This is a genomic window from Phormidium sp. CCY1219, assembly GCF_055795085.1.
Genome location: NZ_JAYFEQ010000584.1, coordinates 1 through 23,838, shown reverse-complemented (window position 1 = coordinate 23,838; position 23,838 = coordinate 1). Strand labels below are relative to the sequence as shown.

Annotated in this window: 24 protein-coding genes; 10 read left to right on the top strand and 14 right to left on the bottom strand. The window is 52.8% G+C overall.

The window, feature by feature from the left end:
* Positions 1-24: 24 nt before the first annotated feature.
* The 4 genes from plsX to AC0QH1_RS16395 form a co-directional block, all read right to left on the bottom strand.
* The gene (gene plsX / locus AC0QH1_RS16410; protein ID WP_324632290.1) at positions 25-1,092 is read right to left on the bottom strand and encodes a phosphate acyltransferase PlsX; all 1,068 of its coding nucleotides are present in this window, start codon (positions 1,090-1,092) and stop codon (positions 25-27) included.
* Positions 1,093-1,689: 597 nt separating this feature from the next.
* On the bottom strand, positions 1,690-1,824 hold the full coding sequence (locus AC0QH1_RS16405; RefSeq protein WP_324632289.1) for a hypothetical protein: 135 nt from the start codon (positions 1,822-1,824) through the stop codon (positions 1,690-1,692).
* A 37-nt stretch (positions 1,825-1,861) separates the two neighbouring features.
* Positions 1,862-3,271: an LCP family protein gene (locus AC0QH1_RS16400; protein ID WP_324632288.1), complete on the bottom strand. Its 1,410-nt coding sequence runs from the start codon at positions 3,269-3,271 to the stop codon at positions 1,862-1,864.
* Between the two features lie 209 nt (positions 3,272-3,480).
* Positions 3,481-3,795: a hypothetical protein gene (locus tag AC0QH1_RS16395; RefSeq protein ID WP_324632287.1), complete on the bottom strand. Its 315-nt coding sequence runs from the start codon at positions 3,793-3,795 to the stop codon at positions 3,481-3,483.
* 935 nt (positions 3,796-4,730) lie between these two features.
* Between AC0QH1_RS16395 and AC0QH1_RS16390 the strand changes: the two genes are divergently transcribed.
* The 3 genes from AC0QH1_RS16390 (at position 4,731) to AC0QH1_RS16380 (ending at position 8,155) form a co-directional block, all read left to right on the top strand.
* Positions 4,731-5,780 carry a mannose-1-phosphate guanylyltransferase gene (locus tag AC0QH1_RS16390; RefSeq protein WP_324632286.1) on the top strand — a complete coding sequence of 350 codons (1,050 nt, stop codon included), beginning with the start codon at positions 4,731-4,733 and terminating at the stop codon, positions 5,778-5,780.
* A 217-nt stretch (positions 5,781-5,997) separates the two neighbouring features.
* Entirely contained in the window at positions 5,998-6,390 is a 393-nt protein-coding gene (locus AC0QH1_RS16385) for a phosphomannose isomerase type II C-terminal cupin domain (protein ID WP_324632327.1), read from the top strand.
* 103 nt (positions 6,391-6,493) lie between these two features.
* A complete protein-coding gene (locus AC0QH1_RS16380; protein ID WP_324632284.1) occupies positions 6,494-8,155 on the top strand; it encodes an ABC1 kinase family protein in 1,662 nt (553 codons plus the stop codon).
* Positions 8,156-8,467: 312 nt separating this feature from the next.
* On the opposite strand, the gene AC0QH1_RS16375 is transcribed toward AC0QH1_RS16380, so the two are convergent.
* The 5 genes from AC0QH1_RS16375 to coaD form a co-directional block, all read right to left on the bottom strand.
* Positions 8,468-9,310, bottom strand: coding sequence for an acyl-CoA desaturase (locus tag AC0QH1_RS16375; protein ID WP_442957324.1), 843 nt, complete (start codon positions 9,308-9,310; stop codon positions 8,468-8,470).
* 228 nt (positions 9,311-9,538) lie between these two features.
* On the bottom strand, positions 9,539-10,258 hold the full coding sequence (locus tag AC0QH1_RS16370; RefSeq protein WP_324632282.1) for a GDYXXLXY domain-containing protein: 720 nt from the start codon (positions 10,256-10,258) through the stop codon (positions 9,539-9,541).
* Entirely contained in the window at positions 10,248-11,795 is a 1,548-nt protein-coding gene (locus tag AC0QH1_RS16365; protein WP_324632280.1) for a DUF2157 domain-containing protein, read from the bottom strand. Before AC0QH1_RS16365 ends, AC0QH1_RS16370 begins: the two co-directional genes overlap by 11 nt.
* Positions 11,796-11,890: 95 nt before the next feature.
* On the bottom strand, positions 11,891-12,565 hold the full coding sequence (locus AC0QH1_RS16360) for an ATP synthase subunit B family protein (RefSeq protein WP_324632279.1): 675 nt from the start codon (positions 12,563-12,565) through the stop codon (positions 11,891-11,893).
* The gene (gene coaD / locus AC0QH1_RS16355) at positions 12,478-13,026 is read right to left on the bottom strand and encodes a pantetheine-phosphate adenylyltransferase (RefSeq protein ID WP_324632278.1); all 549 of its coding nucleotides are present in this window, start codon (positions 13,024-13,026) and stop codon (positions 12,478-12,480) included. Before coaD ends, AC0QH1_RS16360 begins: the two co-directional genes overlap by 88 nt.
* A 572-nt stretch (positions 13,027-13,598) precedes the next feature.
* On the opposite strand from coaD, the gene AC0QH1_RS16350 reads away from it, so the two are divergent.
* Together AC0QH1_RS16350 and AC0QH1_RS16345 are read left to right on the top strand one after the other, a co-directional pair.
* Positions 13,599-13,760, top strand: coding sequence for a hypothetical protein (locus AC0QH1_RS16350; protein WP_324632277.1), 162 nt, complete (start codon positions 13,599-13,601; stop codon positions 13,758-13,760).
* A 177-nt stretch (positions 13,761-13,937) separates the two neighbouring features.
* On the top strand, positions 13,938-15,239 hold the full coding sequence (locus tag AC0QH1_RS16345) for an endonuclease/exonuclease/phosphatase family protein (protein WP_324632276.1): 1,302 nt from the start codon (positions 13,938-13,940) through the stop codon (positions 15,237-15,239).
* Here the strand turns inward: AC0QH1_RS16345 and AC0QH1_RS16340 are convergent.
* Both AC0QH1_RS16340 and sipA read right to left on the bottom strand, forming a co-directional pair.
* Positions 15,236-16,138, bottom strand: coding sequence for a YegS/Rv2252/BmrU family lipid kinase (locus tag AC0QH1_RS16340; RefSeq protein ID WP_324632275.1), 903 nt, complete (start codon positions 16,136-16,138; stop codon positions 15,236-15,238). The genes AC0QH1_RS16345 and AC0QH1_RS16340 overlap by 4 nt on opposite strands.
* Positions 16,138-16,422, bottom strand: a complete 285-nt coding sequence (sipA, locus tag AC0QH1_RS16335) for a regulatory protein SipA (protein WP_324632274.1) — start codon at positions 16,420-16,422, stop codon at positions 16,138-16,140. The genes AC0QH1_RS16340 and sipA overlap by 1 nt, the downstream gene beginning before the upstream one ends.
* Before the next feature lie 181 nt (positions 16,423-16,603).
* On the opposite strand from sipA, the gene AC0QH1_RS16330 reads away from it, so the two are divergent.
* Positions 16,604-17,272: a chemotaxis protein CheB gene (locus AC0QH1_RS16330; RefSeq protein ID WP_324632273.1), complete on the top strand. Its 669-nt coding sequence runs from the start codon at positions 16,604-16,606 to the stop codon at positions 17,270-17,272.
* A 6-nt stretch (positions 17,273-17,278) separates the two neighbouring features.
* Here the strand turns inward: AC0QH1_RS16330 and AC0QH1_RS16325 are convergent, their stop codons facing one another.
* The gene (locus AC0QH1_RS16325) at positions 17,279-17,452 is read right to left on the bottom strand and encodes a hypothetical protein (RefSeq protein WP_324632272.1); all 174 of its coding nucleotides are present in this window, start codon (positions 17,450-17,452) and stop codon (positions 17,279-17,281) included.
* 32 nt (positions 17,453-17,484) lie between these two features.
* Between AC0QH1_RS16325 and AC0QH1_RS16320 the strand changes: the two genes are divergently transcribed.
* From AC0QH1_RS16320 to AC0QH1_RS16305, 4 genes are all read left to right on the top strand, one after another.
* The gene (locus AC0QH1_RS16320; RefSeq protein ID WP_324632271.1) at positions 17,485-19,326 is read left to right on the top strand and encodes a CheR family methyltransferase; all 1,842 of its coding nucleotides are present in this window, start codon (positions 17,485-17,487) and stop codon (positions 19,324-19,326) included.
* A 111-nt stretch (positions 19,327-19,437) separates the two neighbouring features.
* The gene (locus tag AC0QH1_RS16315; RefSeq protein ID WP_324632270.1) at positions 19,438-19,839 is read left to right on the top strand and encodes a hypothetical protein; all 402 of its coding nucleotides are present in this window, start codon (positions 19,438-19,440) and stop codon (positions 19,837-19,839) included.
* A 2-nt stretch (positions 19,840-19,841) separates the two neighbouring features.
* Positions 19,842-20,018, top strand: a complete 177-nt coding sequence (locus AC0QH1_RS16310) for a hypothetical protein (protein ID WP_324632269.1) — start codon at positions 19,842-19,844, stop codon at positions 20,016-20,018.
* A 342-nt stretch (positions 20,019-20,360) separates the two neighbouring features.
* Entirely contained in the window at positions 20,361-21,662 is a 1,302-nt protein-coding gene (locus tag AC0QH1_RS16305; protein ID WP_324632268.1) for a PAS domain-containing sensor histidine kinase, read from the top strand.
* Positions 21,663-21,796: 134 nt separating this feature from the next.
* On the opposite strand, the gene AC0QH1_RS16300 is transcribed toward AC0QH1_RS16305, so the two are convergent.
* The gene (locus tag AC0QH1_RS16300; protein WP_324632266.1) at positions 21,797-22,831 is read right to left on the bottom strand and encodes a sirohydrochlorin chelatase; all 1,035 of its coding nucleotides are present in this window, start codon (positions 22,829-22,831) and stop codon (positions 21,797-21,799) included.
* Positions 22,832-23,182: 351 nt separating this feature from the next.
* Positions 23,183-23,464: a hypothetical protein gene (locus AC0QH1_RS16295; protein WP_324632265.1), complete on the bottom strand. Its 282-nt coding sequence runs from the start codon at positions 23,462-23,464 to the stop codon at positions 23,183-23,185.
* Between the last annotated feature and the right edge of the window lie 374 nt (positions 23,465-23,838).

Below are 23,838 nucleotides of genomic sequence, written 5' to 3'. Positions count from 1 at the left end.
TCGCAGTCAAAGGCAAGTTCTGCCTTAGCCGTCACTCGGCTGAGAACTAACCGCCGATTGCTGACCCTTTTCTTGAAACTGCGACTGTATTCTATCAAGCACTTTATGCTCGATCGCGTCTTTTGCCAACCGAATCGCATGATAAATCGTCGGGGCTTGGGAACTACCGTGGCTAATAATGCACACGCCGGCCACTCCCAATAACAACCCACCCCCATGTTCCACGTGATCCACCCGCTGCTTAAACCGCTTCAAGCTCGGTTTCAACAGCGCCATGCCCAGTTTGCCTTGGATGCCGTCGGTCAACTCTTCTTTCAGAGTTTGCAGCACCACCTCACCCACGGCTTCGGCGAACTTCAATAACACATTGCCCGCAAATCCATCACAGACAATCACATCAAAGTTGCCCGAAAGCACGTCCCGTCCTTCGGCATTGCCCACAAACGGTACTTGGGGATTGTCCAGCAACATCTGATGAGTCCGAACCGCCAAATCGTTTCCTTTGGTGGGTTCTTCCCCAATATTAAGCAGTCCTACCCGGGGTTCTTCCACGCCGAGTACGTATTGGCTGTAAATCGTGCCCATCACCGCAAACTGCTCGAGAAACTTGGGGCGACAGTCCACATTGGCTCCCACATCTAAAATCAGAACCCGCTTATCCGGGTCGATGGTGGGCAACACTGCTCCGATCGCCGGTCTGTCAATCCCGGGCAAACGCCCCAATTGCAGCAAAGCGGCTGCCATTGCGGCTCCCGAGTGTCCTGCAGACACCACAGCATGAGCGTCGTTGTTTTTCACCAGCCCCATCGCTACCCGGATAGAAGCCTTGCGCTTCCGTTTCAATGCACTCAGGGGTTCCTCGTGCATTTCCACCACATCCTCAGCCGGAACGATTTCCAAACGTTCCACAGCGGCGGGGTTCGCGTCTTTTTTACGCTCATTTAGGCAGGATTCAATCTTTTCGGGATTTCCTACCAATAAAACCTCAACGCCTAGCTCTTCAGAAGCTCTAAGCGCTCCAGCGACAATTTCGGCAGGGGCATGATCCCCACCCATCGCATCTATTGCAATCCTTGCGCGTCTCGTTCCCATCGATCGTGCGTCATAGAAACCTTCAAAATTCTACCAGAAGGGTTGCCTTCTGTGGACGAATGCTCCTCCACCTGCTACGCAAAGTGGTGGTGTCTTCTTGATTAGAAGGGCTTATCCCTCCCCACAGGCGGCATTCTCGCCGTGTTCTGGAAACTTTAGCCCAGCAACACCCCCAAGTCGTTTCCGCTATGGGGCGTGTAGTGAAACTTTGACCCGCACTCCCACCGGTATGAACCGACTCTCTAGGATTTACAGGGTGTTAGTCCATCTCTCAAGAGGTCGTGTCTGCGGGTGGCTCGGAATCGGTAGTTGGGTCTTTTACTGTACCGCTCGAGATGAAATCATTGTACCACCCTGCTTTGCGACAAAAGGAGAGTGCGGCGAATCTCGTTCAAAAGCCAGGGAAAAGCGGATAAAATTAACTCGAATTGGCCAGTGACTCAGGGGAGCGCACTCTCTGGTATCGCTTTTCACCCTCGGTACTCCGGTTTTCCCCCCTGATATTCCGCTGTCGGATACCAGCTATTGTAAACAATGCATTATCCCTGACAAAGCAAGGTAACAGGGGAGGAGGCTGTTTCTCCACCCTCCCCGGATTTATCCGCCTTCCCCTCCGATCGCCGGTGTGGCACTGAGCATCACCCACAACCATGCCAGTGCCCCCACTAAGATGACGATGGACAAGCGCCGTACTAAAGAGCCTTTCGCCGCTCTCGATTTTTTCTGTGCCATCTGGGTTGCTGCCTTCTAGCCGCGTTTTGCCTCCGGTTTACTTTAGCAAATCGGATTCGGAAGCCTCGAGCCAGTCGTCACCGATTCTAATCGTCATCTCGGAACCGAGTTCCCCAGTGAAACTCACCTCAATCCGCCCGGTGGTTAACAGGGTTTGCAGGGCGCTGGCGGCGGCGAAGTCCCCATTTTGGGCAATAATTTCGGTGTGCCGTTGGGTTTGCGGCGAGGGGGCTACCGGGTAAACCTTTTCTAACCCTTGCGCTTTGAGGGAGTTAACCAATTGTCCCACCGCCAATGGATCCCGGGATGCATTTTGAACGGCAATTTTTACCCGTTTGAGCGATCGCTGCGCCTCTGAGCTGTCCTCTGCGCTTTCCTCGGTATCGGCGTTGCGAGACTCGGGAAGGAAATACTCGGCGATGAGGCGATCGCGATCGGACTCATCGATGGTCCACTGTCGGTTTTCCTCGGAATCGGCGTTGCGCCACCGCCCGGGTAACAGAACCATTTTCAACCCCTCGGGCGATCGCGATCGGGCCAGATTCACCAGGGCCAGCATTTCTTCGGCGCTTAAATTCGTATCCACATATTCCTGCATCAACCGCACCATGCGCTCTAACTGCGGTGCGACCCTGGGACTCGCGAGGCGATGTCGCAATCCCTTCAGAAATCTTTGCTGTCGCTGCACTCGCTCCAATTCTCCATCCGCTTCGCCGTCTCTCATCCCGACAAACTGTAGCGCCCGCAAGCCGGTTAAGGTTTCCCATCCCGGTGGTCGGTTTTCCGACACCGAGTCCTCCTCCTGCACAATGGGAATCGACTCGGCGAGATTCATTTCTACCCCCCCTAACCAATCCACTCCCTGTCGAAATCCTTGGCTATTGAGGCGAATGTAGCGGTCGATCGCCACGCCGTTTAAGCGATCGCTCACCAAACGGGCGGTGAGCGCGGTTCCGCCAATTCGGTTCGCTTCTGCAATGGTTGCTCGTCCCCGTTGCGGAATCTTCACTCGCGTCTGGGGCGGTATCCACAGCGCCCGCACCGATTCGGTTTCGGGATCGAAGCGCATTAGCACCATCAGATCGCTGTTTTCTGTTCTCCACTCTGGGGAGTTCTGCGCCTCGGAGTCTGGGTGAATCCCCACCAGCAAAACGTTCATGGGTCTGGATAATTCATACCCCTGCAGGGGATCGCGCATTTCTTGGCTCAGCGATCGCCTCTGCGTTCCGATCCACGCCACATTTGGGCGCACCAGTGCCAAAATCCCCCCCACGGTTGCCGATATGCTACCTAGCAATAGCAACCCACAACTGCAAAATACCAGACGCGCCAGCATCGCGGACAATGACGCTTTCGCTCTTGTGGGCTTTCGTTTTCGCGATTTTTTTTTCCGGTGCGGTGGCGGCGGTGGAGAGGCATTTTCATACACCTCTACGGTATCGAACATTCTCTATCCTCAGTCCAGCTTTTCTGTGCTTGTAAAATACCCATTTTCCCCCTCGGACTCAGGATGGTTCTCACCGCGCCTTTCCCTTTGGCGGGCGGTTGATTTTATTTTACCCTTTGACTCAATTCACACCACTCACAAGCGCCGCCCGCTTTTTACCCACTGGCCATCTCCATCGAGATGATTGGCTGTTGACTTATTTTTTCAGATTACTCAACGTTGGACACGCCGGTCAATACCCGATCGCGCTTAATTGGCGATCGCCCCGTTGACATGTTCGACACCTCATACCGCTGCGGTGTTGGTTTGGCATTGTCAAACTTACTATTGCGCGCCACAACTCGCGCGTTGTCTCTCAAGCTGATTTCGCATTCCCACGGATCCCGTACCATTGGCATTACCTGTGGTGCATCCACCCCACTCGATACTCCCACAGTTAAGGGTTCACACTCGCCAAAGTTGGGCATTTCTTGCCAGCAATGGTGGCAAAACCAGTAGATACTATGACTGCGAATGTGTCGCATTAATGGGTAGGAACAACAAGGACAAGTATTCATATATCCCCCATGCTGGTTTATTAAATTACCGTTCGTTCTCAAATGTAAAGAGAAGCACTCAGCTAGGCAATAACCCGTTATCGATGGGGAGCGACGCTTCTCAACCGATTGACTGTACCTCCGGCAGTCAGTGGAACTTTTCCCCTTCCACCGGAGCGCGATCGCCTGCTCGCTCTACAGTGCTTCGTCTTTCTATGACCAACGTAAAATTCCTTTGTGAATAAGTTGTGAAGTTCTCAGCAAACTTTACAAAACGATACAATTCTTCGCATCCCGTTCTCAAGTCGCTCCAATTCACAACTTTTTCACATCAAGCATTCTCTTACCCGAGACCCCCAGCCCTCAACGGTTCCACCGCAAAAGGGTTTTTCTTTCGGATCCCCGGGGGTTTTGTATCTTAGATAACAATCCCTTGCCAAGTCGCCTCTCTGGTTTCCCGGCACTCAAAGCCAGAGCATGCCACAGAATAATTTCGCGCAAATACTGCCAAAAAATACTGCTTTTCCGAGGTTGATTTTCCCAAGCGATCCCAAACATTTCCCCCAAAAGCCGTAATTCTGCCGGAAATAAACCGGAATTTAATCTCATCTTTACCGCCTATTTTACCAAAATTTAATCGTCATAATTGTATCCAAACCTGCCGGGGTAATAAACAACCTTTGCCCCAGTGGCTTCCCCCGCAGGCAACTTATGGAGAATTCCCAACAATTGCGGCAATTCCTCCACAAAAGGGGTTGCAATTTACCCCTGAGTATGTTAAAAGATAAGATTGCCAAAAAGGGAAGTGGGCTTTGACCCAATAACCCGGGGAAAGCTGCCGGGAGAAAAATCAAACGCCCAGCCAAGTCCGAGGCGAGAACGGGTATAATGAAACCCAACAATTGAGCTAAAAAAAACAGTCAATGATTCCCGTAATTCTCGCTGGTGGCAAAGGGGAACGATTCTGGCCTCTTTCTCGCCGATCGCGTCCGAAACAGTTTTTATCATTAGATGGAAGTGGCAAAAGCCTGCTACAAGCCACCGCCGATCGCTTGTTGGAAGTTGCGGGGGGTTGGGACGGCTTGTGGGTAGTCACCAATGCCCAAATTGCCGATGGAATCAAAGAACAGTTACCCGAATTGCCGGTAGAAAACTTACTGGTAGAACCCCAGGGAAAAGATACGGCCCCTGCAGTGGCTTGGGCCACCTTAGAAATCGCGCGGCGACATGGGGAAGAGGCGATCGTGGGCTTTTTCCCCGCCGATCACTGGATCGGGGACGAATCGGCTTATCGCAAAACCCTCCTTTCGGCGCGGGATCTGGCGCAAAACCAAAGGGCGATCGTCACCTTGGGCATCCAACCCACCCATCCCGCCACGGGATACGGCTATATCGAACAAGGAGAATCCGTCGGCACCTATGGCTTCCTCACCGCCTATCGCGTCAATCGGTTTACGGAAAAACCCGTACGCGACACCGCCGAACACTTTATCGCCACCGGTCGCTACAGTTGGAATAGCGGCATGTTTATTTTCAAAGCCGGTGTGGTGTTAGAAGAACTCCGCACCCACGCCCAGGAAATCCTGGATCCCTTAGCCGAAAAAGGTGCCGCCGCCTACGCCGAATTGCCGAAAACCAGTATCGACTATGCGGTAATGGAAAAAACTCGCGTCGCCTATGTGATTCCCACCTCGTTTGGCTGGGATGACCTAGGAGACTGGGTGGCGTTGGAACGACTCCGCAAAGGAGACCAAGCGAATTTGGAACTTGCGCCTCATATCGGGATGGACACCACCGGGGCGATCGTCTATTCCAGCAGCGAAGACGATCGCATTGTCACCATTGGATTGTCCGATGTGGTGGTAGTGCGCGATCGCAACGTCACCTTGGTGGTGAAAAAAGACCGCACCCAAGACATCAAAAAAGTGCTCAAGCGCTTAGAAGAAGACCCGCAATTTCGCAGCGAATTGTAACCCGCCCGGGAAAACGGGCAAGTCCCCAGGCCCGTTCACCCTCGCCACCTTCCGCCGTCCCTGCGTTATCTTGTAGGAAAGCGCGCGTGTGAACCGTCCGGGAATGCGTAGGGGGCTAACGTCCATCAGCCGCAGCGCAACCGAGGCGATCGCGCTACAAACCTTCGGGAGATACTCAATGAGCGAAACCAAAACCGAAACCAAACCAGAAAAAACAATGGATCGGTCCGCATCGAACACTTCCACCGTAGACAACCGGGAAGTGACCACCGAAAGCCGCTATTGGGGCACCGTTACGGTGTTGGAAAGCGGCGATCGCTATCGCATTAGCCGGGTAGAAATCAAACCCGGACATCGCCTCAAAACCCAAATCCACTATCACCGCAGCGAACATTGGATCGTGGTTTCCGGTACCGCAAAGGTGATCTGCGGCGATAACGAATCCCTGGTGGTGCAAAACCAATCCACCTACGTTCCCGCCTGTACCCCCCATCACCTAGAAAATCCGGGGGTGATTCCTTTGGTCCTCATCGAAGTTCAAAACGGCGAATATCTCGGCGAACAAGATATCGTCCGTCCTGAAGGAGACGGCGAACAGCCCAATCCCTAGTTTGGCAATCCCAGGACCGATTCGGTAGGTGGCGCTGGATCGACCCGCCATCTTTGTCCCTTCTTCCTGAGTCCTTTTCATTTAATCAGCGGCGAGTTATAGCATGATATCAAACCTCACTCAAACCAGCGGTCGTCAGCGCGATATCGCTGAGGTCGTTTTTCGCAATGGTTGGGATTATATGCGGCGGCTGCTGACGGGTGGAAAACCCGATGAGCCGAAACTCCCGCCACCAGCCGTTCTGCGGAATATTTTCGTGGATCTCGGCCCGGTTTATGTCAAATTGGGTCAACTGCTCAGTACCCGCCCGGACCTTTTACCCCAGGAGTATATTGACGAGCTGACGGCGCTACAAGCGGAAGTACCGCCAGTTCCTTGGGAGGAAGTGGAAGTCACGATTCGCAAAGAAATTCGACAGCCTCTCGAAGAGGTGTTTTCCACTTTTAATACCCAACCCGTGGCGGCGGGATCCATTGCCCAAACCCATCGGGCTACCCTGCGCGATGGACGGGAAGTGGCGGTGAAGGTTCAGCGCCCCGGAATCGAAACTGTGGTGGAGCAAGATATTGCCTTGCTCTCGGGATTGGCAGAATTGGCGTCGATTACTGACTATGGCGAATCTTACGATCTCGAATCGCTCGCGGATGAATTCGGCGGTGCGTTGCGTGGGGAATTGGATTTTGCGGAAGAAGCCGGATTTACCGATCGCCTGCGCCGCAATTTATCCAAGAGTCGCTGGTTCGACCCGAGCAAGTTAATCATTCCGGAAATTATCTGGAATTTGACGACCGAAAAATTGCTGGTGATGGAATGGGTGGAAGGCGCTCCCATTTTGCTGGCAGATTATGGGGATAAAAAAGACCCCAATAATGCAGATAGTAGGCTGCAAAAACGCGAGGTCGCTACTCTGGTGACTCGGGTCTTTTTCCAGCAAATCTGCGTGGATGGCTTTTTCCACGCTGACCCCCATCCGGGCAATTTATTCTATATCGGGGAAGGGCGGGTGGCGCTGATCGATTGTGGCATGATCGGTCGCATGGATCCGCGCACCCAGCAGCTTCTGATCGAGATGCTGTTGGCAATGGTCAATCTCGATGCCCAACGCTGCAGTCAGCTTGCGGTGGAAATGGCGGGAACTACCAGCAAGGGCGTGAATATGTCCACCCTGGAAACCAGCTACGATCGCTTGCTGCGGCGGTACTATAACATGAGTCTGTCCGAGCTGAGCTTTAGCCAGATGTTTTATGAAATTCTGGAAGTGTCTCGGAATAACAACCTGCGAATGCCTTCGAATATGGGGCTGTGCGCGAAGGCGATCGCCAATCTCGAAGGAATCGCTCGCAATCTCGACCCGGAGTATAATTTCGCCGAGCAAATCAAACCGTTAATGACGGATATATTCGGACGTCAGCTCATCGGCGAAGCTCCCCTGCAAGGGTTGCTCAGAACGGCCCTGGATGTGAAAAATCTCTCGTTACAATCTCCCCGGCAATTTGAGGTGCTCTTAGACCGGGTAACTTCGGAAACCTTGCGCTGGAATTTGTCGGTGCGCGAGGTGGAAGGCTTGCGTCGCACGATCGATGATTCGGCGAACCGTCTCTCGTTTAGTATCTTGGTCGGTTCTCTGATTATGGGCGCGGCAATTATCTCCGCTCAAACGGAAATTTCTCAGGTCTACTGGGTGAGTGATGTGCTGTTTGCGGCGGCTAGTTTTATCGGTTTGTGGTTGATTGTCAGCATTCTGCGATCGGGCCGCTTGAAGTAATCCCGGTTTCCCCGCCGGGGGGAACCTCACCTCACTTAGGGTCATTCGCTCTCTTAAACCCACGATGTGGCATTCCCATCCACCGGATTGCGGTGCGTGACCCCCGCAGGCGATCGCGCGCCACATTGCCCAACCTCGGTGCGGGGGTCGCGCACCCTACGGCGGCTCGTTTAAAGGCATACATTGGGTAAGTTAATTGGCGATCGCGCCGAGGGCAATTGCCGCTTTTATATCACTTGCTATCGAACATTGCCCTCGGTTTCCGGAGAACCGGAATCTATACGGGGGACTCGAACCCCCTACAGGTGTATCTTATCCTTTGCTCGTGCTTTGTGCCGGGGGCATGACCACTTTTTGCGCCAGACCCAGGCGTTTGAGCAGCCAAATCGCCCACCAGGTGGGGTCGTATTCCCACCAACGCCATCCGGCTTTGGCAACGTTGGGATAAGCGTGGTGGTTGTTGTGCCAGCCTTCGCCATAGGTGAAAATCGCCGCCCACCACAGATTGCGAGAGTTGTCTTTGCTCTCAAAGGTGCGGTATCCCCACACGTGGGTCACGGAATTGATGAACCAGGTGCTATGCCACAACAAGACCGATCGCACGAAAACGCCATAGATGATAAACGACCAACCCCCAATGACGTACAGCAGCACGGCTAAGGGAATTTGTAGCAGGAGAAAGTACCGATTTAACCACCGATAAAAGGGATCGCGGCTCAAATCCGGTGCAAATCGGTTATAGCGCTCGTAGTCAAAAAATTCCCCCCGGGGATAGAAAATCCATAACATATGGCTCCACCAAAATCCCCGCTGCGCCGAATAGGGGTCTTTCTCTTTATCTTCAGTGTACGCATGATGCAGGCGGTGTCCGGCGACCCAGAAAATCGGTCCGCCTTGCAGGGCTAATGCGCCGATGAAGGCGAGTACGTACTCCAACCACTGCGGAACTTGCAAACTACGATGACTCAACAACCGATGATAGCCCAAACATATCCCAATACTCCCAAACAGCCAGTGCAGCAACAGCGTCACCCCCAGGGCGGACCAGGAAAAAAACCACGGGGCGAGCAACGCCACCCCATGAAAAGTGGCAAAAAATAGCACCGCCCACCAATTCAGCTTTAAGGGTTGGGAACTCTCATGCGTTGTTTGCACGGATGATGTCATGTAATTTTCTCCTTCTCCAATTTTGAAACAACATGTTTTTTCGCCTGCGATCGCTCGATCGCAGAACGCTCGCTCATTATTTTACTTTATCGCAATGCAGCTATATTACCATAAATGTTCCTCAAGAACGGTTTCGATCGCCTTTCCAACAGATGCGCGGTCATTTAATCATGGGAATTTGCAACCGTGGAACGGCGCGGGTGGGAGAGAAATCGATTAAAAAGGATAATAGCGATCGCCCAGCCAAACCCCCACTGGGAGGGCATTCCCTTTCTCATCCACCTTCACCTCCACCACCAACTCCTGCAGATTCGGTTCCTCTGATTCCTCGGTTTCTGGGGGTGGCACCGACCTAGCCAGCTCACTTAAGTGCTGGCGCAGGGGCGGAGATAAATAAAACCGCTCCACGCCATACTTAAGTGAAGTCCCCGTCGATCGCGCCGCGATGGCGATTTGGTCTGGGGGCAAATTGGTGGGGCGATCGCGGCTTAAGCCCACCGGTTCCCAGACCTTTGGCGACCCCGGCTCTGGCTCACCTTCCGCTGCTTGCAAAATCACATAAACTCCAATCCCGGCTGACAAAAACTGCACTTCATTTTCGCACTCCCGCGACCCGCTCGACGATCGCTGAGTGCAAAGGGAGGTCCCCGGTAACCTCTCCCACCCGGGAAGCCTATCGAGCATTTCCAAATGAGAAATTTGATAAGACACCGTAGGCGATCGCGCCGCTACCATCTGCGCCGGATCCATCGGTTCCGTTGCCAACCGCACCACCCGACCGGTTCTGTGGATGTAAATTGCCGGTAGGGGTACCGACAGAATCAGCAACGCTTGAAACAGCATAGGAATCCAAAATCGCCATGCGCAGACCGACTTGGGAGCGAATAAATTGCCGATCGCCGATTCTGAGTTGCGATCGCGCGGTTCATTCATCATCGCTTCGGTTGTCCCCCTTCTCCTCCACCGATGCCGAGGCCAAAGACAGCCACCGACTGCGGCGAATCAGATAATGCTCGAACCACACTCCGAGCGCGATCGTGCAGACACCAAAACCGAGAAACACAACCGCCTTAACTCCTAATCCCATATTGTACTCGATCGCGCGGCTGAAAATCTGCACCGCTAACAGAATCGTCCCCCACCAAAACGTACCGCGCACCCCGCGCGCCACCGCTTCGCGAATCAACCCATACCCCAAGAAAAACAGCAGCAGATTAAACACAAATGCCCCAATTCCCAGCAGAGGTTCGATCGCCACATGCCAAAACAGCACCCCCGAGGCGATCGCGATCGCGCACCCCAACCCATTCCCCACCACCGCTTCGATCTCAAACTTCCATCGCCCCGGCGACGCGGGGAAGCGAGTATTCCACTCTAACGCCACCCAACTCCCGAGCACGATCGCCACATCCACCAGATAAGACAACCCGTGACGAACCTGCGCCGCCGCCACTGGACCGGTCCACATCCAGCTTTCCAATTCTCCCGCGATCGCCAAATTCTGCACCCGAGACGACCAAAACCAATGAAACGACATAAAATAAAACGTCACGGTCAGAAACACCAGGGCCAAAGTCCGCGCCAACGGGCGAAACCGAATCCCCGGGTCGAATTTATCGAACAGAGAGGTTAACTGCCAGCGATTGTCATCGTAGCTCCACAGCAGGGTGGGGGGCAAGGCATAGGCGATCGCCAGCATCCAAGGGTTAGGCAGGTTTAAAAGGCTCATCCCCACCAGCAAATTCACTTCCAGAGACACCATCAGCAGAATCGCCGCCCCCAAGAAAATGAAGCGCGATCGGCACCAATAAGCCAACGGTAACAGCAGAAACGCCGACATCAAGGGCATGTGCTGCACGATCGGCCTGAGCCAAGATATCCCATCTGTGGAATAAACCTCTGCCAATCCGGGCCAATAACTCAGGCCAATTAATGCCGTCGCCACCATGCCGGCAGACTTCAACCGCAGGCTATAGGCCATCCCCAGCACTCCCAGGCCCCAGATCAAAAACCACTCGGCGCGCGCCCCATGCAGGAGGAACATTTCCCGGATCAGCACCATGTTGGCTCCCATAATCACGGATCCGAATAGCAGCAATCCCTGTCCCACCCGATGTTGCCAATCCCAGGTTAGCTCCGATGCCTTCCCGGGCACGCGCCACAAGTAAAACCCGATCGCGTTCATCCCTACAAATAGCCCCATGAGCAGGGAAATCTTCAGCGATCGCGACCACACTTGCCAATTCGCTTCCACTAAGGCGATCGCGCCGATGCCCACCAGAATCGCCCCCAACCCAATTAAAATGGCAATCAGGCGATTTCGGGTACTCGTCTCCAGGCTGTCAAACTGATATCGCGCCGCAAAGTGTTGGTACTGTTCCTCGGAAATTTCCCCTTCTGCCCGCCACTGGCGAGCGCACTCTCGTAACTGACGGCGAAACTTTTCTGAACCCATCAAGCCAGAGCAAACCATTAAAAATTAAAACAAAAATACGGAAGAATTTTTAGCTGAGAACCTCTCGATTTGCCATTCCAAATTCTTCCTTTAATTCCAATCTTTTGTCTTTCTCATCGCTCTGGATAAGATCCGGAACTCGGTGGCGCGGACCCGCCGCCCGGGTTGCGATCGAGTTGCGCTCTCCCGTTTTGGATTACCCGCAGCATCTCGCCGAGTTGGCTCTCGAGGTTTTGCAGCACGCTGTCGGCGTATTCGTCCGCTCCGCGTTCGATGCCTTCTGCTTGAGCGATCGCCCTTGCGCGCATTTCGTCAAGCTCCTGTTGCGCCTGTCGCCGCAAGTTTTCAATTTCGGATATGGTCTGTTCCTGGGCCGCTTCGCAGTCGAGCTGCACCTGCTGTCTGAGGCGGTCCGCTTCTAGCTTCGCTTGGCGGACAATGCCCATTTCATCGAGAATCTGGTTTGCTCTTTGCTCCGCTGCATCGAGGATTTCCTGGGCGTATTGTTCCGCTTGCACGATAATCTCGTCTTTGTGGCGGATAATTTCTTCCACTTCCTGAAACGCACCAGGCAAATTCAGCCGCAGCAGGTCTAAGTGCTCGAGCAACTGTTCTTCGTCTACGAGAGTACGTCCGGTTAAGGGAATGCGGGGACTATCGAGGATCATCTCTTCGAGTCGGTTCAGTTCCCGCTGGATATCTAGGGATCCAGCTCCGGTGTCGGAGGATTCTTCGGGGATGCTGGATCGGTCTTCGGGGTCAATCCTGGCTGAGTCTTGGCGTAACATCGGTAGATATCGAGCGCAACGTATTGGGGAACAAGGCGATCGAGCGGCCCGCCGAATCTGGCAATTTCTTTCACGACGCTACTGCTTAAAAAGCTGTATTCGTTCGAAGATGCCAGAAAAACGGTTTCGATCTCGGAAGCAAGAGTTTGGTTTGTATGAGCCATCTGGAGTTCTAGCTCGAAATCCGAGAGAACTCGCAGCCCTCGCAAGAGGACCGCAGCTCCCCGTATTTTGGCATAGTTCACCGTTAGCCCTTCAAAACTGTCTACTTCTAGGTTAGACAGATGAGCGGTGCAGTGGCGAATCTGCTCTAACCGCTTTTCTACGGTAAACAGGGGCGTTTTGTTCGGATTCCTTAACACCGCCACAATGACGCGATCGAACAGCTTGCAGCCTCGCTCTATGATGTCGAGGTGCCCTAGGGTGATCGGATCGAAGCTGCCCGGATAGATTGCAATCACGAAAAAACTCCGGTAGTTTGGAAGCCGCGCCTATGCAAGAGCGCGGAGGAAAAACGACACGAGCGGCTTGAGCCGCCGTCCCCCACTGGGGAGAGCGAAAAGAGGTGCAGTTTTCGCTCGCTCAATTCGCCTCGGTTCTAGCCGCTCGGGACTGGCGTGGCATCCCAAAGTAGGTATTTTAACTCTTGCCGATAACGCAGCCCTCGTTCATGGGATAGCTGGTCAGCTACCGTTCATATCGAGGCTTGAAGCCCCGCCTATGCACGAGCGGGGTGCTGACGTATTCAGAAATCTCAGATGAGCTATGGGGACTGTATTGATAACTTAGCGCGAAACCGGGTCTGACGCAAATCGCAACTGGCTGCGCGATCGCCCCTCCATTTGCTATTTCCCTCATTTATCGTATGCATTGGGCGCTTTTTCCCCACTCTGGCGGCGGATCTCTTCGGTTTGGTTCCCCGCAACCTGTCTCTACCTTCACCCTCCTCGGGGGGCGAATTTTTTCAACTCTTCTCTTCTTCTTCTTTTCTTCTCGAATCACTTTAGTGAGGTTAGGCGGATGCAAAAGTTCGATGCTTTTTTTAGGACTCGGGCCACTCCAGTCCATCCTGCTGCTGGGACTGAAAGTGGGTATTGTTTTGCTGACTTTCTTTTCCCTCGCCGACTACTTAGGACAATTCCACTTATTGTGGGAATTAACCTCTCATTTTAAAGCGACACCCGAGGGGGATTAAAATCCCCGCCGGATCGTCGGGTGACAAAGGGTTATTGAGAATGGTGCAAGATGTGGGTTAAAACCGACTAAAATGCTTTTAATGTAAAGTTCCTAGTCGGTTTATAACCAACTTTAGCTATAAGGCTTTTTTTAACCCAATCCAGCAAAAAAATGCTGACCCTAGAGGAAACCAACAATGGATGAAATCTTCATCAAAGCCACATCAATTGGCATTCCCACCTTGTATTTATTTCTGAGGGTAAATGCCCGGGGGGGAATTGGGAATGACGAGGTGTTATCTGCCCTAAAAAGTCTGGGAGGACCGTTGGGATTATTTGGCGGATTATTCATTTTAACCCTTATCGGATTGCTGGCGAATTTTGCGAGCAAGTTGGTGGTGGATGGAATCGCCATCGAACTGTATAAAAAGCGCAGCAAAACCCAACCGATAGAACAACTGGTAGAAGAAATCAACAAACTCCCTATTTCTGCTGATTTGAAAGTCAAACTGAAATGGGGAGTGCTTCATCGCCCGATTCGCTGGTATCCGCAGTGGAAGCGGTTTTTTACCCGAGGATTTATTCTGTTCACCTTGGGGGTAATGGGTCCTTCCATTGCCGGCTATTTGGGAGGCTTTCATCAAGGATTTGAACTGCTGTCTCATTTCAAACTGCAATATCTGATTTTAGCGATTTTTCCGGCGATTTATTTCGCGCTGACGCGCCAGGGATTTTGGCTGTTATTCAGTGGAGTTTGTCTGCTGATTAATTTATGGGCGATTCTCCCGTGGTATTTTCCGGCGCAATCTTTCCCGGATCGGGTGGAATTTTCCCCACCGCATCGGGTGTTGATATCCAATGTTTTGGGGAGGAACGAACAGTACGATCGCGCGATTTCTTTGGTGCGAAACGAACAACCGGACTTTGCCGTTTTCCTGGAATCTAACGGGACTTGGGCGGATAAATTAGCGGTTTTGCAGGATGAATTTCCCTATGTGGTGCGGGCGGGGGGCGTGACAGTGTACAGCAAGAAATCCCTCGAAGATGTCAGCATCCAACAAGTGGTGAAAAATCGTCCGGCTATTTTAGCACGAGTCACCTTAAACGGACAAGAATTATCCCTGGTGGCGACTCATCCGCATATTCCCACTCGCCGCCAATTGTTTAAAGCGCGAAACCGACAGTTAGCCGCGATCGCCGAATATGTTTCTGACCTGAAAACCCCGGCGATGGTAGTGGGAGATTTAAACACCACCATGTGGTCGCCTTACTATCAAGTTATGGTGAAAACTGCCAACTTGCAAAATAGCCGTCAGGGATTTGGCGTCATGCCCACTTGGCCCACCCACAAGCCTTTATTTTATATCCCCATCGATCATTGTTTGGTTTCTCCAGAAATTAAAATTATCCACATGCGAATCGGACCAAATGTTGGTTCGGATCATCTGCCGATTATTGTGGATTTTGCGGTGGCGAAATCCACCGGCGATCGCCCTTAAACCTGGGGAACCACCACCTGCAATGCCAGGGGAAGACAGCGAAAGTTCAAACAGGGAATTTCATCTTTCAACTCGCCATCGATCGCCACTTTTTGTGGCGGCGTGGCGGTAATTTTTATGTCTTTTGCCCGCAGGTAAACGATATCTTCCCGGTTCGCTGCAGTGCCGAGTAATGCCCCTCCCATCAAACTCGATACTGCTTGCAACGCCCCGATTTCGTTGGCGGTGGAAATAATCGTCACATCCAATTTTCCGTCATCCACAAGCACGCCGGCAGGCCCTTGGGCCAAGACAGAACTCGGCGGCGCTGCATTGGCAATTGTCACGGCAAGGGCTTTAATTTCCGTGACTTCTCCTTCGATTTCGATCTGGGCAGTAAACGAGTGCATATCCCATAATTTTTCAAATCCGGAGAGCACGTAAGCAAGAAAACCAAACCAGTTTTTTGCCTCGCGATCGGCATTTTCTACCGCTTCGGCTTCCCATCCCATTCCGGTGAGCAAAATCGTGGGTTGGTCGTTGCAAGATGCCGCATCGATAACCCGGGTCACGCCGTTTAAAATCGCGTCACAAGCTTCGGGAATCTTATCGGAAATTCCCAAAGCGGCGGCGAACGCATTGGCGGTTCCTCGGGGAATAATACCCAAGGGAATTTCCGTGTGAACTAAGGCTTTGGCGGCGGCGGAAATGGTGCCATCCCCGCCAGAAGCAATCACCAAATCCACGCCATCGGCGATCGCTGCTTTTGCCAACTCGGTGGCGCTGACATCCGGCTGGGTATAGCGAATATCGAGCTTTATCTGCGGTGACAAAAGCTGGAAAATGGTTCTTAACTCGGCGTCGGCATTTCCTTTCCCCGCCACGGGATTAAAAATCAAGCAAGCAGTATGAGTTTTCATCAGTTTTCTTCAGGTGCCAGGGGGTCTGGCCCGGTATCGGATTCGGTTTCCGGTGGGGGTTGCTCCTCCCTCGCCGATTCGATATACTGGCTTTCGAGCAGAAACGCTCCGTTGGTAAAGCGCACGCTCCAATATCCGCCCGGTTGGCGATCGAGGATAGTCCCTTCTTCTCCTATCTTAATCACATTCGGCGGACGCAGCATCGGCATGGATTCGGCGGTCTTCACATAAGCGGGCAAAGCCACCACCCGGACTTTATCCCCAATCGTAAATTCTTTGGACATTGCTCTGGTGATGAACACTTCTCAGGTCTATCCCTTGTATTTTACAAGTTGAGGGTAAATTACTACAATCTCCCGGCTACAAAACAAAAATTATTTATGCTACAGTTTAAGACAATAGTAAAAAACAGAATTTTTAAAAAAATATATCAGTGAGTAGAGAACTAATAAAAGAGGTTATGATATGATAAACAATTCTTCAAAAACAGAAGACAACAAAACGGACGATCGCGCCGGATCCGCCGCTAAGCGTCGATTTGAAATTGTGGCGATCGCCACCTCGGCGGGGGGCGTCCAAGCCTTGATTGAAGTGCTCGGGCATTTACCGGAAGATTTTCCCCTGCCCCTGGTGGTGGTGCAACATCTCGATCCCCGCCATCCTTCGATGATGGGGGAGATTCTCGCGAAGCGGATCGCCTTATCGATCTACCCCGTAGAGGAAGGGCAGGCTCTTTCTGACGGCTGCTTGTACCTTGCGCCGGCGAATTACCATCTGTCGATCGCCGAGAATGGGACCTTTCACCTGACGCAAACCGAGCGCGTTAACTTCGTGCGACCCTCCGCCGACATCCTCTTCGAGTCGATCGCCACGCGCTACAAAGACCGGGCGCTGGTTGCCATCCTCACCGGCATGGGTCACGATGGGGCAAAAGGCATAGAAGCCATCAAACGCAATGGCGGCACCGTCATCGCGCAAAACCAAGCCACTGCGGAACATTTTGGCATGCCTGGAGCCGCGATCGCCACCGGCCTAGTAGACGCGATCGTGCCCTTGTCGGAAGTAGCTGCCACTCTGGTGAAATTGACGAACTCCCAGGGATCCTGGGATGCGGAAACAACCCTGGGCAACTGACATCCCCTAGCTGCCAAATTCTTCACCGCTCATCCCGCCGGCAGGCGATCGGCTTTTTTCCCTGACTCCCACACCGATCGCGCCGACTTGTTTTTCCCATGTCTTTATCCCTGCACAAGCGCTACCATTCAAGCGCCGCCGACGGATGAGGATTGGTGGTAAAATCGAGATCGCAAGCACTCCGCGATCCGGTAGGTAGACACCCGAACCCCATGAATAGCAACGACGATAGAGTATTTGAAGCCCTCCTCGACTTTTTGCGGCAATCGCGCGGCTTTGACTTCACCGGCTACAAGCGCTCCACCCTGAAGCGCCGGGTGAGAAAGCAAATGCACTCGCACAACATCGACAACTTTAGCGATTACTTAGATTACCTGGAAGTCCATCCCGAAGAGTTCTCTCCCCTATTTAACACTATTTTAATCAACGTCACCAGCTTCTTCCGCGATGCCAGTGCCTGGGAGTATTTTGAGCGTCATACCCTGCAAAATCTTCTCAACGCCAAACCTCCGCAAGAAAAGATCCGCATTTGGAGTGCCGGCTGCGCTTCGGGAGAAGAACCCTACACCCTGGCGATGATTTTGGCCGAAGCGATCGGGGTAGAGCAGTTTCGTCAGCGCGTCAAAATCTATGCCACGGATATGGACCGCGATGCCTTGGTGCAGGCCCGTCAGGGAACCTATCACCCTCAACAGCTCGAAGTGCTGCCCAACGAATTGCGAGAGAAATACTTCCAGCCCGTGGGAGAGCGGTGGGTGGTTGACTCCGACCTGCGCCGGGGGGTGATTTTCGGCTGTCACGACCTGGTGCAGCATGCGCCGATTTCTCGCCTGGACTTGCTGGTGTGTCGCAACACCTTGATGTATTTTAATGCCGAAACTCAATCGCGGATTTTGGCTCGCTTTCACTTTGCCTTGAAAGAGCGCGGGGCCTTGTTTCTGGGCAAGGCGGAAATGCTGCTCACTCACACGAACCTGTTTACCCCGCTGAGTTTGCAACACCGCATCTTTACGAAAGTGGCGCAACTCGAGCTGCGCGATCGCCTGATGGTGTTAGCCCAGGGGACGGACGAAGATGTCAGCTACCGTAGTTCGCCAAACGTGCTGTTGCGCGAAGCGGCGTTTAACAAGCTGCCGATAGCTCAAGTGGTGGTAGACTTCAACGGCATCCTGGTTTTGGCCAATCAGCAGGCGCGCTCCATGTTCCGCCTCGACCTCCAGGATATCGGCAAACCCTTGCAGGATTTGGAAATTTCCTACCGCCCCCTGGAGTTGCGATCGCGCATCGAGCGGGTTTACCGCGATCGCACCTCCGTGATGGAAAAAGATGTGGTTCGCCATTTGCCAGAAAATGCCGTCCAATACCTGGATGTGGAACTCGCCGTGTTGGAAGAAAATGGCAGTGACTTGTTTGGCGCCAGCATTACCTTTATGGACGTGACTCGCTATCACGACCTGCAAGAACAACTGCACTCTTCCACCCAAGAATTGGAAACCGCAAATGAAGAACTGCAATCGAGCAACGAAGAATTGGAGACCACCAACGAGGAACTGCAATCCACCAACGAAGAACTCGAAACCACCAACGAGGAACTGCAATCCACCAACGAAGAACTCGAAACCATGAATGAAGAACTGCACTCAACTAACGAAGAATTGCAAACCATTAATGACGAGTTGCGGTTGCGGACCAATGACCTGAATCAAGCCAATGCATTTTTATATTCCATCCTCACCAGTTTGCAAAACGGGGTGGTGGTGGTCAATCGCGAATTTAACATTACCAGTTGGAACGAAGCCGCAGAAGACCTGTGGGGATTGCGCGCCGATGAGGTGGAAGAGCGCTCGATTTTTAGCTTGGATATCGGTTTGCCCGTGGACCGCCTGCGAGAACCCATGCGCCAATGCCTCGCCGGGGAACAGGAACGTCCGCAAATGATCGTGGATGCCGTGAATCGCCGAGGGCGATCGATTCAGTGTTGCGTCAGCTTCAATCCCCTGCGAGACCACAACAGAGAATGCCAAGGGGTAATTTTGATGATGGAGCAGATGTAATTCATCCCCTGAGCGATCGATAAATTCTACCTTCTGATAGTGCCAAAAACCCCGATGGTTTGTTTATCGTGAAAGCAAACATGCAATTTTAACCCACAGGGGTGATTTTTTATGGAACATGAAACATCACAACGCAACGCTAAAGCCGCCCAACAACACGCGCGCCAATCGCAAAAGCACGCCAAGCATTTAGAGCAAATCGGCCAGTCTTTGCAAGAGGGTGACGCGCGATCGCCCGAGGTGGGGAAAGAAATCGAGGCAGGGGCACGGGAAATCCACCGACTGGCCAAAAAGTCCGAGGAATACGGCAAAAAAGCCGAACAAGCCGGCGAACCGGGAAATAAAGCCTATGAAGCCGCTGTAGAGGCACATTCTGAGGCGGTTCGCATCCACAGGGACATTAGCGAGAAATTGGCAGAACGCGCCGAAGTGCAGCTAAAAAAATCAAAACAGATCGCCGATGACTCGTCCTCAGACCATCAGTCACAAAACCATGACAACCGGGAGGGATAATTTTGACAATCTCCTGTGGGGTGTGGATTCTCCCGGGTGGAATGCGGTTCGCTGCCGGTGAATCCTTGTATTTGCCCCGTCCCTCGGTGTGTTTCTCCCCGGTACCCGCCTCGCCCTCACCCCTACCCCCGGAAAGCACAGAGGCGAGTTCTGGGGGATTTTTCGATTATAATGATTGAGGCGTACAATTTTCTCAATTTGTAGCAGCAAATCCCCGGCGTTCTTCCAGAACCAGATTTAACCTTCGCTTTGCGAAAACCATTCCCCACTCGGCTGTGAATGGAAAGCACCAAAGGCCATTGTAGCGACAATTTTCCCCGGTTTATTTTATTTTATAAAGCCTGCATTTAATTCTCTTTCAACCCCAGTCCAACTTTAACAACTCGTTAACTCCTTAACTCGTTCCCCGCCCATGCTGGGAACGTCCCTCCCGAGGCTACCGCCTCCCCCCCAATAAATGTGCATGCATATTTTGCACCCTTGCTTATGTCAAAAGTAGTTACACCCTTACGGATGGCTTCATGGATTTTCATAACTTTACAGAAGAACTCGAATCTGCCCAAAATCGCTTAGAGACCCTTCAAAAATCTGTCGTCGTGATAAACAATCAGCCCCCAGAAGTCATTGCAACTGTGGTGAGCGAATTGTCCGTTGCGTTAGAAGAGTTGCACGTTGCGGCAGAAGAGATGCATCAGCAAAATCAAGAATTAGCGATCGCCCGGGAACAAGTGGAAGTGGAGCGATCGCGCTATTGGGAGTTATTCGAACAAGCGCCAGATGGCTATCTCGTCACCGATACTCGGGGCAAGATTCAGGAAGCCAACCGCGCCGCAGCAGGGCTTTTGAATGCAGACCCCAGGTTTATGCGCGGAAAACCCCTTACCGTGTTCGTCGCCCAATCCCACCGCCAAATTTTTCGCCGTCAACTTCATGCCCTGCAAGAAAACCCAGCGGTAAGGGACTGGGAAGTGTGGCTGCAACCGCACAATAAACAAGGGTTTCTCAGCTCTATTTCGATTTCTGCAATGCTCGATTCTCAGCGAGAATTAACCGGCTTTCGCTGGTCGATCCGCGACCTCACGGACCGCCAAAAATTGGAAGACTTTCGCATCCAGTTAGAAACCCAAACCAAAGTCAGCCAGTTCAAATCCCGGATCATTTGTACCCTTTCCCACGAGTTTCGCACGCCGCTCAACCTCATTTATCTCTCGTGCCAAATGTTGGAACGCTACTATGAGGGAATCGCAAGAGACAAAACGACTCCTTTGTTTGACAAAATTCGCCTCGGGATTCGCAACATGACCAGCTTGCTCGAAGATGCGTTATTGTTCGACAAAGGAGAAAGGCAGCAACTGGAATTTAAACCGGCACAATTGGATTTAAATGAGTTTTGCGCCCATGTGATTCGAGAACAACTGTTTCTTCATTCAAGAAGCGATCGCGCCATTGATTTTGTGCCTTGCAATGAGTGCCAAAGCGTCTGTTTGGATGCCAAACTTTTAAAACATATTGTGGAAAATTTATTGTGCAATGCTTTAAAATATACCCCATCAGAACGCTTTATTTATTTTACCTTAAATTGTAACAAGAATAACGTCATGTTGACCGTGAAAGATGAGGGGCGCGGCATTCCCGAGGATGATTTACCCCATGTTTTCGAACCCTTTCATCGCGCCGCCAATGTAGGCGGAATTGGGGGAAGCGGTTTGGGGTTGGCGATCGTGCAAAAATGCGTGGAAGCGCATGGCGGAACCATCGAAGTGGAAAGTCACCTGAACGAAGGCAGCACCTTTACCGTCACCCTGTCGATCGCCCGCTTCTAGGGCGAAACCCGCCCCACCCCCACGGGTTGCCTGCGCGTCCCCCGAACCCGCCTGTGGGAGAATTGCCTACCGGAATCGGGGAATCGCGCCCTACGCCTCACTTGCACAGAGACGCAAACTCACATGGGGAGAGATTAGGGGGTTTGCCAAATGCGATCGTGGTAGGCGCTGAGATCCGCATAGGGGTCTTCGCTGCCGTGGCTATGTCCGTGGTCATGCCCGTGGCTATGTCCGTGGTCATGCCCGTGGCTATGTCCGTGGCTATGGTCGTGGCCGTGATGGTGATGGGCGTGACCGTTGCCGTTGCCCACTGCAGCCAGACGGAACTTGCAGGCTTCGCAGTTCATCTGCACTTCACCCAGTTGGGTTTCGATTTCGCGATCGCGCATCAATTGTAGCAATTCCGGCTGGATGCCCATTTCCGGCAAACAGGTAATTGAAATATCCGGATATTGCGCTTGTTGTGCGGCGCTGATGTGGAAAATCTTCTCCACTAATACCCCGGTAAACAAGAAATAGGGTAAAACGATAATCCGTTTGGGCTGGAACAAGCGGGCGCGATCGAATCCTTCTTCCAGGCGGGGGTGAGTAATGCCGATAAAGCAGACTTCCACATTTTTATACCCGCTGCCTTCCCAGAGCATCCGGGCCATTTTATAAACATCGCCATTGGCATCGGGATCGCTAGACCCGCGTCCCACAAACAGCACCACAGTGTCCGAGCGCTCGATTTGCTGCGGATTGCGATCGCCGCTATCGAGTTGCGCCAAACGCGATCGCCACATCTGCAAAATCGACGGCGCAATGCCAAAATGACGCCCGTAGTGAAATTTAAGCTGCGGATGGCGCTCTCTGGCCCGGTCTAATTCGTTGGTAATATCGAACTTGTTGTGGCGCGCGGCAAATAACAGCACCGGCAGAGCAGACAGTTCGGTATAGCCCTGTTCGATGCAGCGATCGACCCCTTCCTGAATCGTCGGGCCAGTGAGTTCGAGAAAACAAGGCACCACCGGGCGCGACGGATCTAAAGCTTCATACGCCGTAGCAAAATCCAAAAACGTCTGCCGCCCTTGGGCGTTTCGCGTACCGTGACCGATGAGCAACAGGGGACGCTTCATCGGCAAAGGGGGCAGTTTTACAGACTGGATGTCTCGGGTTTGAGATGTCACGGCGATCGAGTTGGTTGTGTTTAGGTTATGCATTCTTAACTATGGAGCTCCTTTCCCGTGCAAGGCAGGAATATCGTGAGCGAGTAACGGAGGGGCATTCTGGCTGACCTCGGTTGAGAGTGGCGCAGTTCGAGCGTCCAGTTGCCACTGGGAAAATCCCACCGGCTCGAACTTCTCCCCTCTTCCCGGGGTTTACAGTTGCCGCACAGCCCCGGACTTGCACCGGCGTTTCCCCGCACCGTTACGGTTCACTTGTGCCTTGATATCTTAACCCATTGCCCGCTCATGCAAAATCCTCGGGAGGGGGATGATTTTTCTGCCACCCCCTCGGTCCGGTACTGTCGGCGCAGCCTATCCGGGCAGTTTGATGGGCGATCGGTTGCGGTTTTGCACCCCGCTGCTACAAAAAATTGCCAGGGGAAATGCCCCGCATCCGGGCAAGTTGATGTTGCACGGTGACGCCGTTTCTCCCCGGGGTGGGCCATCCGCAACCTGCCCTCTCCGGCATCCCGCCGCCACCCCCTCCCTGGCAGGATCCCCTAGGCGATGCCTTCTATCCTCTCCCCAGGCATCCTCGCCCAACCCCTCCGCCCCCATCAGCAGACCCGCGAAAAGCCTCTTCGCTATTTCCATCCCCCACGTTTCTCGCCCCCTCCCCCACCGGCTTGGTTTGCACAAGGTTTTGATGTTGATACTTTGCATATAATCAAACTCGTCAAACTCGTCAAACTCGTTCAAACTCGTTCCCAGGCTCAGCCTGGGAACGCATATCCCGAGGCTCCGCCTCCCCCGCAAGCCGCGTAGGGTGGGCAACAAGTTGCCCACCCTAGCGGTTTATGTATAAAATCTCCTCTCTCGCATTAAGTATAAAAATTAATAAAGTATACCATTTTGGATTCAACCCGGCTCGCCCGAGAACGAGAATCCCTCTGTGACGTACTCCCGACGCCGACCGCTTAGGCGGTACGGCGCGGGCTTCTGGGCCGAGACCTTTGAGATCTGGGTTT

Coding starts and splice junctions, on each gene's coding strand:
- plsX (WP_324632290.1), bottom strand. CDS start 1,092: ATGGGAACGAGACGCGCAAGGATTGCAATAGATGCGATGGGTGGGGAT.
- AC0QH1_RS16405 (WP_324632289.1), bottom strand. CDS start 1,824: ATGGCACAGAAAAAATCGAGAGCGGCGAAAGGCTCTTTAGTACGGCGC.
- AC0QH1_RS16400 (WP_324632288.1), bottom strand. CDS start 3,271: ATGTTCGATACCGTAGAGGTGTATGAAAATGCCTCTCCACCGCCGCCA.
- AC0QH1_RS16395 (WP_324632287.1), bottom strand. CDS start 3,795: ATGCGACACATTCGCAGTCATAGTATCTACTGGTTTTGCCACCATTGC.
- AC0QH1_RS16390 (WP_324632286.1), top strand. CDS start 4,731: ATGATTCCCGTAATTCTCGCTGGTGGCAAAGGGGAACGATTCTGGCCT.
- AC0QH1_RS16385 (WP_324632327.1), top strand. CDS start 5,998: ATGGATCGGTCCGCATCGAACACTTCCACCGTAGACAACCGGGAAGTG.
- AC0QH1_RS16380 (WP_324632284.1), top strand. CDS start 6,494: ATGATATCAAACCTCACTCAAACCAGCGGTCGTCAGCGCGATATCGCT.
- AC0QH1_RS16370 (WP_324632282.1), bottom strand. CDS start 10,258: ATGATGAATGAACCGCGCGATCGCAACTCAGAATCGGCGATCGGCAAT.
- AC0QH1_RS16365 (WP_324632280.1), bottom strand. CDS start 11,795: ATGGTTTGCTCTGGCTTGATGGGTTCAGAAAAGTTTCGCCGTCAGTTA.
- AC0QH1_RS16360 (WP_324632279.1), bottom strand. CDS start 12,565: ATGTTACGCCAAGACTCAGCCAGGATTGACCCCGAAGACCGATCCAGC.
- AC0QH1_RS16350 (WP_324632277.1), top strand. CDS start 13,599: ATGCTTTTTTTAGGACTCGGGCCACTCCAGTCCATCCTGCTGCTGGGA.
- AC0QH1_RS16345 (WP_324632276.1), top strand. CDS start 13,938: ATGGATGAAATCTTCATCAAAGCCACATCAATTGGCATTCCCACCTTG.
- AC0QH1_RS16340 (WP_324632275.1), bottom strand. CDS start 16,138: ATGAAAACTCATACTGCTTGCTTGATTTTTAATCCCGTGGCGGGGAAA.
- sipA (WP_324632274.1), bottom strand. CDS start 16,422: ATGTCCAAAGAATTTACGATTGGGGATAAAGTCCGGGTGGTGGCTTTG.
- AC0QH1_RS16330 (WP_324632273.1), top strand. CDS start 16,604: ATGATAAACAATTCTTCAAAAACAGAAGACAACAAAACGGACGATCGC.
- AC0QH1_RS16320 (WP_324632271.1), top strand. CDS start 17,485: ATGAATAGCAACGACGATAGAGTATTTGAAGCCCTCCTCGACTTTTTG.
- AC0QH1_RS16315 (WP_324632270.1), top strand. CDS start 19,438: ATGGAACATGAAACATCACAACGCAACGCTAAAGCCGCCCAACAACAC.
- AC0QH1_RS16305 (WP_324632268.1), top strand. CDS start 20,361: ATGGATTTTCATAACTTTACAGAAGAACTCGAATCTGCCCAAAATCGC.
- AC0QH1_RS16295 (WP_324632265.1), bottom strand. CDS start 23,464: ATGGAAATAGCGAAGAGGCTTTTCGCGGGTCTGCTGATGGGGGCGGAG.